Source organism: Nonomuraea sp. NPDC049750, assembly GCF_040659625.1.
Taxonomy (GTDB): domain Bacteria; phylum Actinomycetota; class Actinomycetes; order Streptosporangiales; family Streptosporangiaceae; genus Nonomuraea.
Genome location: NZ_JBFANB010000011.1, coordinates 1 through 13,498 on the forward strand (window position 1 = coordinate 1; position 13,498 = coordinate 13,498).

General features: G+C 70.5%; 10 protein-coding genes and 1 pseudogene. 8 read left to right on the forward strand and 3 right to left on the reverse strand.

The window, feature by feature from the left end; genetic code table 11:
• A pseudogene (locus AB0J16_RS27065) lies at positions 1-293 on the reverse strand (IS200/IS605 family accessory protein TnpB-related protein); the annotation flags it as partial.
• Between the two features lie 434 nt (positions 294-727).
• Between AB0J16_RS27065 and AB0J16_RS27070 the strand changes: the two are divergent.
• The 3 genes from AB0J16_RS27070 to AB0J16_RS27080 all read left to right on the forward strand — a co-directional run bounded on the left by AB0J16_RS27070 (position 728) and on the right by AB0J16_RS27080 (position 5,095).
• A complete protein-coding gene (locus AB0J16_RS27070; protein ID WP_358544479.1) occupies positions 728-1,501 on the forward strand; it encodes a DUF4184 family protein in 774 nt (257 codons plus the stop codon).
• Entirely contained in the window at positions 1,449-2,315 is an 867-nt protein-coding gene (locus AB0J16_RS27075) for an RNA methyltransferase (RefSeq protein ID WP_358544480.1), read from the forward strand. Before AB0J16_RS27070 ends, AB0J16_RS27075 begins: the two co-directional genes overlap by 53 nt.
• A gap of 233 nt (positions 2,316-2,548) precedes the next feature.
• A complete protein-coding gene (locus AB0J16_RS27080) occupies positions 2,549-5,095 on the forward strand; it encodes a M4 family metallopeptidase (RefSeq protein ID WP_358544481.1) in 2,547 nt (848 codons plus the stop codon).
• 63 nt (positions 5,096-5,158) lie between these two features.
• On the opposite strand, the gene AB0J16_RS27085 is transcribed toward AB0J16_RS27080, so the two are convergent.
• Positions 5,159-8,080, reverse strand: a complete 2,922-nt coding sequence (locus tag AB0J16_RS27085) for an AAA family ATPase (RefSeq protein ID WP_358544482.1) — start codon at positions 8,078-8,080, stop codon at positions 5,159-5,161.
• Positions 8,081-8,569: 489 nt separating this feature from the next.
• On the opposite strand from AB0J16_RS27085, the gene AB0J16_RS27090 reads away from it, so the two are divergent.
• From AB0J16_RS27090 to AB0J16_RS27100, 3 genes are all read left to right on the forward strand, one after another.
• A complete protein-coding gene (locus tag AB0J16_RS27090) occupies positions 8,570-9,067 on the forward strand; it encodes a hypothetical protein (RefSeq protein WP_358544483.1) in 498 nt (165 codons plus the stop codon).
• A 109-nt stretch (positions 9,068-9,176) separates the two neighbouring features.
• A complete protein-coding gene (locus AB0J16_RS27095; protein WP_358544484.1) occupies positions 9,177-9,767 on the forward strand; it encodes a hypothetical protein in 591 nt (196 codons plus the stop codon).
• Positions 9,768-9,930: 163 nt separating this feature from the next.
• On the forward strand, positions 9,931-10,632 hold the full coding sequence (locus AB0J16_RS27100) for a hypothetical protein (RefSeq protein WP_358544485.1): 702 nt from the start codon (positions 9,931-9,933) through the stop codon (positions 10,630-10,632).
• Positions 10,633-10,982: 350 nt separating this feature from the next.
• Here the strand turns inward: AB0J16_RS27100 and AB0J16_RS27105 are convergent, their stop codons facing one another.
• Positions 10,983-11,579: a TetR family transcriptional regulator gene (locus AB0J16_RS27105; protein ID WP_358544486.1), complete on the reverse strand. Its 597-nt coding sequence runs from the start codon at positions 11,577-11,579 to the stop codon at positions 10,983-10,985.
• A gap of 61 nt (positions 11,580-11,640) precedes the next feature.
• Between AB0J16_RS27105 and AB0J16_RS27110 the strand changes: the two genes are divergently transcribed.
• The gene (locus AB0J16_RS27110) at positions 11,641-12,543 is read left to right on the forward strand and encodes an alpha/beta fold hydrolase (protein ID WP_358544487.1); all 903 of its coding nucleotides are present in this window, start codon (positions 11,641-11,643) and stop codon (positions 12,541-12,543) included.
• Positions 12,540-13,394, forward strand: coding sequence for a patatin-like phospholipase family protein (locus tag AB0J16_RS27115; RefSeq protein WP_358544488.1), 855 nt, complete (start codon positions 12,540-12,542; stop codon positions 13,392-13,394). The genes AB0J16_RS27110 and AB0J16_RS27115 overlap by 4 nt, the downstream gene beginning before the upstream one ends.
• Positions 13,395-13,498 lie beyond the last annotated feature (104 nt).

Here is a 13,498-nt window from a genome sequence, read left to right on the forward strand (position 1 = left end):
CGGGCCAACGCCCACTGATCATGGGAAGCCTTCGTGATCGCCCCCGCCCACCGCGACGACGACTCCGACGTCAGCTCCCGCTTACGGTCCGCCCACGCCTGAGCCGAATGCCCCAGCCCCGCACGACAACGCACCGCCAGATCCCGCGAAGCCAGCACACCCAGATGCGCCCCCACCCGGCGCAACACCTGCTCATCGCGCGCCGTCAAACCCTTGAGCCGATCACGGACAGCCACCCCGGACGGCCCGGCAGCCACGAACGACGCCGCGATCGGCCGCAACGCTTCAGCCATGCCCTGCCCCTAGCGCCATATGGGCCCCCTGCACCACGCGGGCCGACAAACCCACCGGCCAGCGACCACAACGGTGGGCGGACCACGAGATCGGCAAATCCACGCCATCACCCCACCGACGCATCCGGATCATCCGCCACCCACCCCAGATCTTCACCGAAAGTGACCGCTAGATTACCAGAAGTTGACCTGCCGGGTCGAACATGTGAGCGATGCGCAGTCGACACCTCGACGCACACGACCCCATCCACATCCACAAGCGCGCACTTGCCATACGACCGAGTTCGCGGCCTCCGAATCCGACCCCCGACCGTCGACAGCGATAAGTAAGCTACCCATTGCTAATAGTGACTGTATGGCGCACGGGCAAAGCTTGTTCAAGGTTCGCGAGGTAATCTTCGAAGATCAGCTCTACGGGGGAGGGGTTGGGGCCGGTGCCGTTCACGCCCAGTCACATTGCGGCGGTGCTTCCCCTGGTGTCGTCGCCCCGGTTCCGGCGGCTGGCCAACCCATGGGCGCTGGCGATCGGCGCGATGGTCCCCGACCTGCCGATCTTCCTGCCGTTCCTGCCCGACTACACCGACTGGCACTCCTGGCGCGGCGTCGTCACCATCGACCTGGCCGCCGTACTCATCCTGCTGGCCCTGTTCCACCTCTTCTTCCGCGAGCCGCTGATCTCCCTGCTCCCACCCGCTCTCGCCGGCCGCGCCGCGACCCTGCTCCCGCCGCGTCTCCGCGACCTGCCGGCCATCCTGGCCGGCGCCCTGATCGGCGCCGCCTCCCACGTCTTGTGGGACTCCTTCACCCACTCCACCGGCCCCGGCGAGTGGGGCCCCTGGCTGGGGGTGTCGGTGTTCGGGGTGATCAGGCTGTTCCGCCTGCTCCAGTACACTTCCTCGGTGGTGGGCCTGGCCATCGTCGTGTGGTGGGCCTGGCGCGGCCTCACCCGGATGGGCGCCGCGACCGTCCCCGACCGGCTGCGGCTCCACACGGGCGTACGACGGGCGGTCCTTGCCCTGTGCATGGCCGGCACCGTCGCGGGCGCCTTCCTGTGGCCCATGATCGACGAGCCCATCCCCGAACTCGGCATTGCCAGCGTCATCACCAAGGTGGGCGCGGGCACGCTCGTGGGCCTCTGCCTGGTGCTCAGCTGCTATGCGGCGGTCTGGCAGGTCATGCGCCTCGTGGCAGTATCTGAAGGTGCCTGACTACGTAACGGACCCCGCCGACCCACGCCTGACCGACTACACCCGGCTCAGGGACGTGGACCTGCGCAAGAGCCTGGAGGCGGAGCGCGGCCTGTTCGTGGCCGAGGGCGAGAAGGTGATCAGACGCGCGATCGGCGCCGGCTACCCGATCAGATCGGTCCTGACGACCGCGCGCTGGCTGGAACCGCTGGCGGACGTGCTCGGGGACGCGACGGTGTATGTGGTGAGCGACGAGACCATGCTGGGCGTCGCCGGGTTCCAGGTGCACCGGGGGGCGCTGGCGTCGATGGAGCGCCTGCCGCTGCCGTCGGTGGAGCGGGTGCTGGCGGGCACGTCGCGCACGGTGGTCCTGGAGGATCTCGTGGACCACTCGAACGTCGGCGCGATCTTCAGGTGCGCCGCCGCGCTGGGGGTGGACGGGATCGTCCTGTCCCCTCGGTGCGCTGATCCGCTATATCGGCGGTCGGTGAAGGTCTCGATGGGCGCGGTGTTCTCCATCCCGTACGCGCGGATGGACAACTGGTACAACGGGCTGGAGCAGATGCGTGACGCGGGCTATCAGCTGCTCGCGTTGACCCCTGATCAGAGCGCCACGCCGCTGGACGCGGTCAAGATGACGGATCGGGTGGCGCTGCTGCTGGGCTCGGAAGGCGACGGCCTCTCGTCGCGGTGGTCGCAGGAGGCCGATGAGCCCGTGTGCATTCCCATGAGCCCGGCGGCCATGGCGGCCGGTGTGGATTCGCTCAACGTGGTGGCGGCGGCTGCGATCGCTTGCCACGGCCTCATGCGGGGCCGTCCCTCTCGAATGCTCTGACCAGGGCTGATCGAAAGATCGGTATGGCTACCGATGAACATACGTATTGGCACGCCTGATCGCAGCGCTTAGCGTCTGGCGGCAGCAAGGTCAACGGTTCGTCCGCTCAACCCGCTCCCTCACCCACCCCCCTTTCCCGGTCGGTTCCGCGGCCCAGGCGATCCCTGAGGCGGCGTGGTCGGCGTGCGCGCGCACGCCGCGGCGTCCGGGAAACGCCGAAAGGAGCACCACGCGTGAAACGCACTGCCTTAGCCGCCGCGGCCGTGGGAATCGCCACTGCCGCGTCGATGGCTCTCGCCGTCCCCACCGCGTACGCCGCCCCACCCGGAGCCGGCAAGCCGGACTCCGGCGCGCAGGCACGAGCGGCGGCCGACCCGGCCTCCCTCGCGGCGGCGGTCGCCGACAAGGCCGTCTCCAGCGGGCTCGACAAGCTGGCCAGGGGATCTGACGAGGCGTACAGCCGCGTGTCGGTCACCCGCGGCACCAGCGACATGTACTTCGTCGGCTACGAGCGCACCTACAAGGGGCTGCCGGTGGTCGGCGGGGACGCGGTCGTCGTCACCGACTCGGCGGGGCACGTCCGCGACACCGTCGCGGCCGGGCCGAGCGCCCAGGACGTGCGGACCACGGCCACGATCAGCGCGGAGCGGGCCACCGAGGTGGCGAAGACCCGGCTCTCGCGCGTCGACGACTCCGCCGCCCCGCGCCTGGTGGTGCTCACCTGGAGCGGCACACCCACGCTGAGCTGGGAGGCCGTCGTCAGCGGCCTGGTCAAGGGCCGGCCGAGCATCCAGCACGTGTTCGTGGACGCCCGCACCGGCAAGATCGCCGACTCCTACGACCTCGTACGTGAGGGCAGCGGCAACGGCTACTACTACGGCCAGGTCACCATCAACACGAGCGGTTCCGGCAGCTCGTACTCGATGACCGACACGACCAGGCCCGGCATCCAGTGCGGCGGGCAGGGCGGCACCGCCTACACCGGCACCGACGACGCGTGGGGCAACGGCAGCGGCACCAACCTGGAGACCGGCTGCGTCGACGCGCTCTACTCCGTCCAGCGCGAGTGGGACATGCTGCGTGACTGGCTCGGCCGCAACGGCATCAACGGCAGCGGCAGGGGCTTCCCCGCCCGCGTCGGCCTGGCCGACGTCAACGCCTACTGGAACGGCAGCTACACCAACTTCGGCCACAGCCAGGACAACGCCCGGCAGGCCACCAACATCGACGTGGTGGCGCACGAGTTCGGGCACGCCATCTTCCAGACCACGCCCGGCGGGGCCGGTTCCGGAAACGAGAACGGCGGCATCAACGAGGGCACCGGTGACATCTTCGGCGCCCTGACCGAGCACTACGCCAACAACCCCAACGACCCGCCGGACTACCTGGTCGGCGAAGAGGTGGACCTCGTCGGCGACGGGCCGATCCGCAACATGTACAACCCGAGCGCGCTCGGCGACCCGAACTGCTACTCCTCCTCGATCCCCAGCACCGAGGTGCACGCGGCGGCCGGTCCGCTGAACCACTGGTTCTACCTGCTGGCCGAGGGCAACAACCCCGGCGGCGGCAAGCCGTCCAGCCCGATCTGCTCCGGTGGTCCGTCATCGGTGACCGGCGTCGGCGTGCAGAAGGCCGGCCAGATCTACCTGGGCGCCCTGAACCGCAAGACCTCCAGCTGGCGCTACACCAACGCCCGCGCGGCCTCCGTCGCGGCGGCGATCGAGCTGTTCGGCGCCAACAGCGCCGAGTGCAACACCACCAAGGCGGCGTGGAGCGCGGTGAGCGTGGCGGCGGCGTCGGGCGAGCCCGCCTGCGGCACCCCCGGCAACGACTTCTCGCTCTCGCTCAACCCGTCGACCGGTAGCGCGCAGCCCGGCCAGCAGGTGACCACCACGGTCAACACGCAGACCACATCCGGCAGCGCCCAGACGGTCACCCTGACCGCGTCCGGACAGCCCACCGGTGTCACGGCGAGCTTCAGCCCGTCGTCGGTCACCTCCGGCAACTCCTCGACGCTGACCCTGTCCGTCGGCTCCTCGGTAGCGCAGGGCTCCTACCCGATCACCGTCACCGGTGCGGGTTCGGCCACGCACACCGCCGTCTACACCCTCCAGGTCGGCACCGCGACCCGCGACTTCTCGATGTCGGCCAACCCGACGTCCGGCACGGTGCAGGCCGGCTCCGCGGCCACGACCACCATCGGCACCACCACGACGGCGGGCACCGCGCAGACCGTGAACCTGGCCGCGACCAGCGGTCTTCCCACGGGCGCCACGGCCGCCTTCAACCCGGCCTCGGTGACCTCGGGCGGCTCGTCCACCCTGACGATCTCGACCGCGCCGACCACGCCCGCCGGCTCGTACACGGTGACCGTGACCGGCACCGGCGTGACGGCGACGCACACCACGACCTACGCGCTCACGGTGCAGAGCACCTCGGGCGGCAGGACGTTCACCAACGGCACCGACTACACCATCAACGACTTCAGCACCATACAGAGCCCGATCACCTCCACGGCGACGGGTACGGCGGTCTCGCCGGTCAAGCTGTCGGTCACCATCGCGCACACCTGCGCGGAGGATCTCGAGATCCGGCTCCGCGGGCCGAACGGCACGTGGTACTCGGTCGACAGTTCCGGCGGCACCAGCTGCACCTCGTACGGCACCAGGACGTACTCGGTCCCGGTGAGCCAGCAGGCGGCGGGCACCTGGGTGCTCGAAGTCTCCGACGACTACTTCCTTGACACCGGGCGCCTGGACACCTGGAGCATCACTCTCTGACACCCGACACCCTCTGACACACGACACCGAAGCCCTGGCCGGTCATCCGGCCAGGGCTTCGGCTCATGGAGGGAGAGCCACTTCGTTACGCGTGCGGACGCCGAGTTTCTGCAGCACCCGCGCCACATGGGTGTCGACCGTGCGGCGCGACAGGAACAGCACCTCGGCGATCTCCCTGTTGGTCCGGCCGAGCACGACCAGCCTGGCCACCTCGCTCTCCCTGGGCGAAAGCACCCCGCCGGCCGGCTTCCGACCCCGGCGCGGCCGGCCGCCCGCGCCGATCTCCCGCAGCAGATGGCGGCAGCGTGCCGCGTCGTGGGTGGCGCCGAGCGCGGTGTAGCGCTCGTCCGCGTGAGTGAGGATCTCCGCGGCGGCCGCCCGGTCGCCGAGCGCGAGCCGCGCGCCCGCCTCGGCCTCCGCCGCCCGAGCCGCCCCGTACGGCCTGGGCATCGCCTCGTAGGCGGCCCGCGCCCGGCCGTAGTAGCGGGCGGCCTCCTCGAACCGGCCGCCCGCTCCGGCCAGCGCGCCGCGCGCCGACTCCAGCGCCGCCTCGGCCGCCGGCGCGGTCGTGCCCGCGACGCCCGCCGCGAACTCGGCCACCAGCTCGGCGGCCTGGGCGCGGTGCTCGGCCCTGAGCAGCGCGGTGACGGCCGCCGGCACCACCTGTTCGCCCCACACCCACACGCCCTTGCGCCGCAGCCTGCTCACCGCGCTGTCGGCCGCCGACAGCGCGTCCTCCACCGAGTCGCGGGTCAGGTGCAGCTCGACCAGCCCGCCGGAGGCGGCCGCCGCGACCGGGAGGAAGGCCGAGTCCGGCTCACGCGGGCCGGCCGCCTCCAGGTGCTCGCCGGCCTCCTGCCACTCGCCCCTGGCCAGCGCCAGCATGCCCAGGACCAGCCGGGCGTCCACGCTGAGCAACGGCGTCTCGGGGGTCATCTCGACCGCCGCGAGCGCCCGCTCCCGCAGGCCGTCCCAGTGTCCGGTCAGCCAGTCGAGCTTGATCGACGACACCTCCACCAGGTAGGCGGGGTACAGGGCGCCGGTCTCCCCCGCGATCCGCCTGCCCTCGCGCGCGAACCGGCCGGCCGGGCCGTAGTGGCCGAGCGCGGTCGCCGCGTCACACAGGTTGGAGTAGCCGCGCGCGGCCTGCCTGCGTATCGCCGCCGACGGATCGCTCACGGGCAGCGTGTCGGCCAGCTCGAAGGCGTCGGGCGCGCCCACGAGCATGGCGAAGGTGACCTTGTTGACGTACACGGTCGCCGTCAGCTCGGGGTCCTCGTCGGCGACGGCGACGAGGAGGCTCTCGGCCTGGTCCATCCACTTCTTGTGGGTGGCGATCGGCTCGCCGCCCCAGGCGGGCATCGCCAGCAGGGCCAGTCCTCTGGCGGCGATGCCGGGCCGGCCGGTCAGGTCGGGGAGCGCGGCGAGGACCTCCTGGCGTCCCGCCGCGATGTCGCCCGCCTGGTTGGCCAGCAGTACGCCCAGGTTCAGCCTGGCCTCGCCGCGGACGTCCCCGGTCAGGAAGTCGTCCGACAGCATGCGGCGGAGCATCCGTACGGCGCGCCGATGGGAGAGCCCGATCGTCGCGAGCCGGCTGAGCTGGAGGGCCAGCGGGCCGCGGGCCTCGCGCGGCAGTTTGGGGTCGGCCAGCATGCCCTCCAGCAGCTCGACCACGAGCGGGACGTCGCCCAGCGCCGCCGCCTGGTCCGCGGCGGCGACGCCGTGCCTGCGCCACGCCTCGTACTCGCCCGCGCGCCTGGCGTGGTAGGCCAGTTGTACGAGCGGCGGGGGGTCCAGCGCGGCCAGTGCCGCCATGGCCCGTCTGTGGGTGAGCTGCCTGTCGGGGCCGGGGATCGCGTCGTAGACGGCCTGCTGGGCGAGGGCGTGGCGGAAGCCGTACTGGCCGTCGGGGTGCTCCAGCAGGACGCCGGCCTTGAGCGCCTCGCGCAGGGCGGCCCCGGCGGGCGCGATCGTCGGTTCTTCGGCGGTGCCTGAGACGGCGCTGCTTGAGATGGCGCTGCTTGAGATGGGGGTGCTTGAGACGGCGGCTATCAGCGGTTCGTCGGCGGGGAGCTTGAGCACGGCGGCGGCGTGCACCGCGCGCAGCGCGGGCGGCGACAGGTCCGCGAGCCGCTCCGCCATCGCCTCGCGGAGCAGCAGCGGCACCGCGACGCGGTCGAGCGCCTCCGGCTCCTCCACGCCGCCGGGGAACTGGCCGTCGCCGTCGAGCAGCGAGCGGACGACCTCCTCGATGAGGAACGGTACGCCGGCGGTCCGTTCGCGCAGCCTGGCGGCGAAGCAGGCCGTCACCTGGGGGCGGCCGAGCAGCGTGCTGGTCAGGGTCCTGACGGCCTCGACGTCCAGCGGCTTGAGCGAGATCACCACACTGTTGGCGCCCGGCGGATGCCGGTAGGCGTGGCCCAGCGGCAGTCCGGTCACGGGCAGGTCCTCCCGCCGGAAGGTCACCACCAGCGCCAGGCCCTCGGGCGGTTGCTGGGTGAGGAACCGCAGCAGGTCCCGGGTGCCATCGTCGGCCCAGTGCAGGTCCTCCACCACCAGGACGACCGGCGCCGCGGCGTCCAGCAGCGCGTGGACCGCGCGGAACAGGCGGTGCCGATCGGCTCGCGGGTCGTCGACCGGCGGGAGCGAGGGCGGCAGGTGCCCGGCCAACTCGGGGAGGTAGCCGCGCAGTGCCCCGGTCACCGGGTTGAGCGCCTCGGTCCCGGGCAGGGCGGCGGCGACGTGGCGCAGCGCGTCGAACACCGGGCCGTACGGGAAGGGCTCCCTGAGCTGGTGGCAGTGGCCGAGCAGCACGGTGCGCCCGCCGTCGCGCAGGACGTCGATGGCCGCCCGCGCCAGCCGAGTCTTGCCGATCCCCGCCTCGCCCTCCACCAAGGCCACGGCGGGCGGTCGGGTGATCGCGCCGAGGAGTGCTCGCAACGGCGCTTCGCGTCCGACCATCGCGGGACTGGCGACACTCGTCATCGGCGTCTCCGAGGGTCCGGGTTTGGTGCCCGTGCCGGAATACCGTTATCTACTACCAGTCATCTACGGTCAACCCTCGCTTTACTGACATATCATCCTTTAACGCTATAAAGCGGACGGGTTGGCGGGCACCGACGCTCGGCTCGGACGGCACGCTGAGGAGGCTGGGCGGGTCCCGATGAGCCGGGCCGCTGATCGCTCTGTCGGCCGAACCGCGCCGAAGCGGCGATCCAAGGATGTGTCCCAAGCTTCGGCCGCTGTCCCGGGCCGTTCGGGTGGCCGATAAAGGGCGCCAGGCGATCTCAGCGACATGGAGTGCTTGATGGCTGCATTTCTCTTCCGCGCAATGCTTCATCATTCAGCGCCAACTCGAATTATAGCGCCAGGCGTGATGTCGCGGCCACCCCCAAGTCTGGGTATAGGGGCTCGGTCGAATCCCTCCTAACTTTAAGGAGTCAGGAGCTCGTCACCCTAAAAAGGGGAACAGAAATGCGCGGTAAAGTCACCACCAGGCGCGGGATGCGCAGGCTCGGCAGTGCCCTCATCGCCACGGGACTGTTGTCGGCCGGCCTGATCGCATCCGCGGCCGGAGCGAGTGCGAGCGCCGCCTCCGCTCGCTCGTTCATCAGCTTCGAGGTCTTCCTGAGCAACAACACAGGTTGCGACCTGGTACTCGTCACGGCACGGCTCGACCACGGCGAGTGGAGCCGGCGGCCGCCGGGCCGGATCAAGTCAGGCAGGCTCGTCAGCTGGGAATCCGAGTCGAACGGGGTCGGCACTGGAACCGAAGGAGAGGCCGACTACATCACCGAGAACTGCGATCCCTCGAGCAACAACACCAAGAGGATCCATGCGCACTGGGACAACCCGTTCTCTGGTGGCAATTCCGGCGACGCCGCCGGAACGGATCCCGCCTTCCGTACCAATGTCGTGATCGGCGGCGGTAACCACGCGGGCGGGCAGTTCACCTACTTCCTGCCGGAGTAATCCAGCCCGGCCGCTGAAGTACCAGCGGACTCACCGAGCGGTGGGCGCGGGGTTCCCGCGCCCACCGCCTGCCACCGATGAGCCCACCACCGATGAGCTGGAGAGAGTCATGACCAGGAAGACGCTCGGCCGCGGGGTTCTCGCCGCCTGTTTCTCGGCGTTGACGATGACGGTGGGCCTGCCGGCTGTGGCCGTCGCGACCTCGACGACGGTCGTGGGGCCGGCGGGTGCCGTGACGACGGCCGTACAGTCGGCGGGCATCTCGACAACGGCCATACGGTCGGCGGGCGCCGCGACGGCGGTCCTAGAGTTGGCGGGCACCGCGATAGGGCGCGTGTCCGTCGAAGTCAAGCTGGCGAACGATCGGTCGAGCCTCTGCGACCTCAAACTCATGCGGATTCGTCTCGACCACGGCCTGTGGGTGTCCACTCCTCCCGACCTGATTCCGAAGGGTGTCACCGGAGTATGGCAATCCGAATCCAGCGATATTTTCGTGGGGACGGATGGGTCTGCCGAATACCTGACCCGCGACTGCCTGGACGGACGCCTGAACTCACGAAATGTGCGCGTTAACTGGTTCACCTCGTTCCTCGCCGCCACTTCCTATGACGCCGACGGCACCGATCCGGCCTTCCGGGTCGATATCAACGGCGATTCAGAAGAGCACGCGACCGTGCGGTTCACGCTGCGGACGGCATAGCTTCAGATCGGCAAGTTATTCGAAAACGATGGTCAAGATACGCCCTTGACGGCTTCCTGAGCCGAAGTTACTTTGTGCGCATGATCAAGAGGAAAAAACGGAAGCGTACGTTATGAGAGGGCCGTTCCGCAGTTGGCGGCACGTGCTCACCACCCTCTTACTCGTGGCGGCGACCCTGGCCATAGGCCAGGGCGCCGCGTACGCCGACTACCCCGGCAAGCTGTGCGACGAGGCGGCGCAGGACGACATCGTCACTGTCAGCGGCGAGACCTGGGAATGCGCCTACGACGGGGACATCGACGACTACATCTGGAAGCCCACGTTCGAGGAGTTGGGACCGCCCGACTACTGGATCTTCAGCTACGGCTGGGCCACGTCCACCACGGGCGGCTATGAGCACGGCACCCGGTCACGGGTGGAGTTCCTGCCGGATGGCGTTCACACCGGGGCCGACGGCTTCTCCTATCGCGACGGCAGCCGGTGGCGCACCACGCAGGTCAGTGAGAGCCTCCTCTACTACTGGGACGGTGGCGCCTGGGCGCAGTGCGGCGGCACCGGGCAGGTGTCGGGCTCGTCCTCCTTCACCTTCGCCCCGACCTGGGGCTGGGGCGGTGCCTGCGGCGAGGACCGCTACTACGCGACAACCGCCTGGTCGTGGCAGTGGACCGGCTCGGCGTGGAACGGCTCCTCGGCCTGGTCGGGCTTCCTCTGGGCGCCGTGCCGGGGCTGCCTGGCGGCGACGGACCCGCCACCGCCACCTACGGGACGGCCCGCGGCCGACCCGCCCGCACCGCCGATCGGGCCACCTGGCCGCCTGAAGCTGCGCCCATCGACGGGCACGACCCCGAAATCGATCCGGATGTGAGACCCGCTATGCAGAACGCCGCCACCCGGCGGGTGGCGGCGACCTCTTGGGCGAACCGGGCTCTGGCCTTCGCCCTTTCCATCCGGTCGAGCCTGAGCGGCTTGCCGGCCGCCCCGGGCGCCGTCCTTTTCGAAGACCTCGCAGACGGCTTCCTGTCCGCCGGAGCCGAGCCGTCCGCAGAGCCGGTGATCGCCCACCTGCCGGTCAGCTCCTCGGGCGAATGGTGCTTGAACCATCGAGCCCCCCGCTTTCGATGGAGGAAGCCACCACGCGCGCCTCGGGCCGCAGGTGGGATCCAGCGTAGATCGGGTGACGAGCCGGGCACCCCAGGGCCCGGCCAGGGGATAACCCTAGGACGGATCTTCGGGACGGTCCTTCGGGCACAGGCGGTCGAGCTGGTGGCGGAGCGCCGCCAGCGCATCGTCGGCCGAGCGCTGGCCCGCCAGCACGCCAGAGCTCAGCCCGGCCGACATGGCGAGCAGCGCGACCGCCTCCAACCGGGGTTCGGCGACGCCGGCCTTGCCGAGCTGCGTGGCGATGAACTCCTCCATCGCGTCGGGCGCCGTCAGGAACGGCAGGGCGGCCAGCGCCGGGTCCGTCATGGCGAGCACCGCGTAGGAGGTGTAGATCAGGTGGAACGTCCGGCTCTGCGCATCTGTCGGCAGCGCCTCCACCAGAACGGCCTCGACCACCTCGCGCGGAGTGGGGCTGATGGCCGCGAAGCGCTCCTTGAGCCGGTCGGCCATCCGGGCGACCAGTTGCTCCAGGGCGAAGGCCATCAGCTGCTCCTTGGTCGCGAAGTAGTGCTGCACGAGGTGCAGTGAGACCCCGGCCTCCGCGGCGACCGCACGCATCGTGGCCGCGTGCAACCCTCCTGTCCCGGCCACCCGAAGGAGGGCGTCCGCGATCTCACGCCGACGCTGCTCGCGGTCATCCTTGCGGGCCATCTCGGAACTCCTTCTAGACTTGGTACGACTGTACCCGATACGGTTGTACCAGGAGGCGTGAATGGCCGAAGGTGGTAGCCGCGGGCAGGTAGGCCGGTTCATCGACGCGGGGATCAGGGACGCGTTCCTGATCGCATACGAGGAAGCGATGGCCCTGTGGCCCGCCGAACGAGAACCTCTCGACGTGGAGACCCGGTTCGGCGCCGTCCGGGTCTACCGCCACGGCACCGGCTCCGGCGCGCCGATCGTCCTGCTCCACGGTCACGGGGCCAACGCCTCCACCTGGTACGGCCTGGTCGCGCGGCTCGGCGTACGGCATCCGGTCTACGCGATCGACATCATCGACGATCCGGGGGGCAGCGTGCAGCGGGTCCCGATCACGGGGGCTCGCGACGGCGCCGCGTGCCTTGAGGAGGTATTGGCCGGGCTCGGGCTGGAGCGGGTCCATCTGGTCGGGCAGTCGTACGGGGGCTGGCTGGCGCTCGGCCCGGCCGTGTACGGGTCGAGCAGGACGGGCGCGCTCACCCTGCTCGACCCGGGTGGCCTGGAGAAGGTGCCGCTTCGGTTCTTCCTCGCGCTGGTCGCGGCGCTGTTCGCGATGCGGGCGCCGAGATCCTGGAAGCCATGGCTGGCCCGGTTGCTGGCCGACCACGCGCTCGTCGAACGAGCCGAGATCATGGCTCCGGTCCTGCTCGGCGTCCGTGGCTTCCGCCCGCATCGCAGCCCCGCGGGGCCGTACACCGACGAGGAACTGCGGCGGATCACCGTGCCCACGCAGCTCATCCTGGGAGGTCGCAGCAGGCTGCTACGGCCGCGCCGCGCGCTCGCGCGGGCCCGGCGGCTGATCGCCACGCTCCGTCATGCGGAGATCGTGCCGGGTGTCGGGCACGGCGTGCCACAGGAGGTTCCCGAGCTGGTCGTCGAACGGATTCTGCGGTTTCACGGACGGGAGGGATCGCGTTGACGAGTAGAGCACTGGTTCTCGGCGGCGGCGCCGTCGTCGGGATCGCCTGGGAGGTGGGGGTCCTGGCGGGCCTCGCCGCCAAGGGCGTCGACCTGCGTGACGCCGATCTCGTTGTCGGTACGTCGGGCGGGTCTCTCGTCGGCGCGCAACTCGCCGGCGGGATGGGTGTCGAGGACATGTACGGCAGGCAGATCGCCCCTCCGGCGGGCGAGCCGATCCCGAAGGTGTCACCGTTCGGGGTGTTCCGCCTGGTGTGGCAGCTGAGCAGGGCCAAGAACGCCAAGGACTTCGGCGCCCGGATGGGCCGCATCGCGCTGGCGGCCAGGACCGGGTCTGAAGAGGAACGCCGGTCGCAGATCGCCAGGTGGCTCGGCGACGTGCCCGACTGGCCGCGGACCCGGCTGGTGATCACCGCAGTCGACGCCGAGTCGGGAGAGCCCGTCGACTTCGACGGGGGCAGCGGCGTGGACCTCGTATCGGCCGTCTCGGCGAGCACCGCGGCTCCGGGTGTGCGGCCTCCCGCGACCATCGGCGGGCACCGCTACATCGACGGCGGGTTGCGTTCGGCGGCCAACGTCGACCTGGCCACGGGGTACGACCGGGTCGTGGTCATCGCGCCGATGACCCGGGGCGGCGGTCGCGTCATGAAAGGCGTGACGGAGCAGATCGCCGGACTTGGCCGGCGGTCGCGCGTCACGTTGGTCGAGCCCGATCCGAAGACCTGGCGCTCGATCATCGGCCGCTCGGTCGGCAATCTGCTGGATCCGGCGCGTCGCGCCCCGGCCGCCCGGGCCGGCCGGGAGCGGGGCGTCGAGCTCGCCGCCGAGGTCGCGGCGGTGTGGAACGACTGACCGTCCGGCGTGGCGAGCCCGGTTGATCGGCAACCGCTGTGCTCCCTCGTACGGGCCGTGTTCTTCTAGAGGGGAGGTCCATCTCGATCGCCGATGGAGGCGCG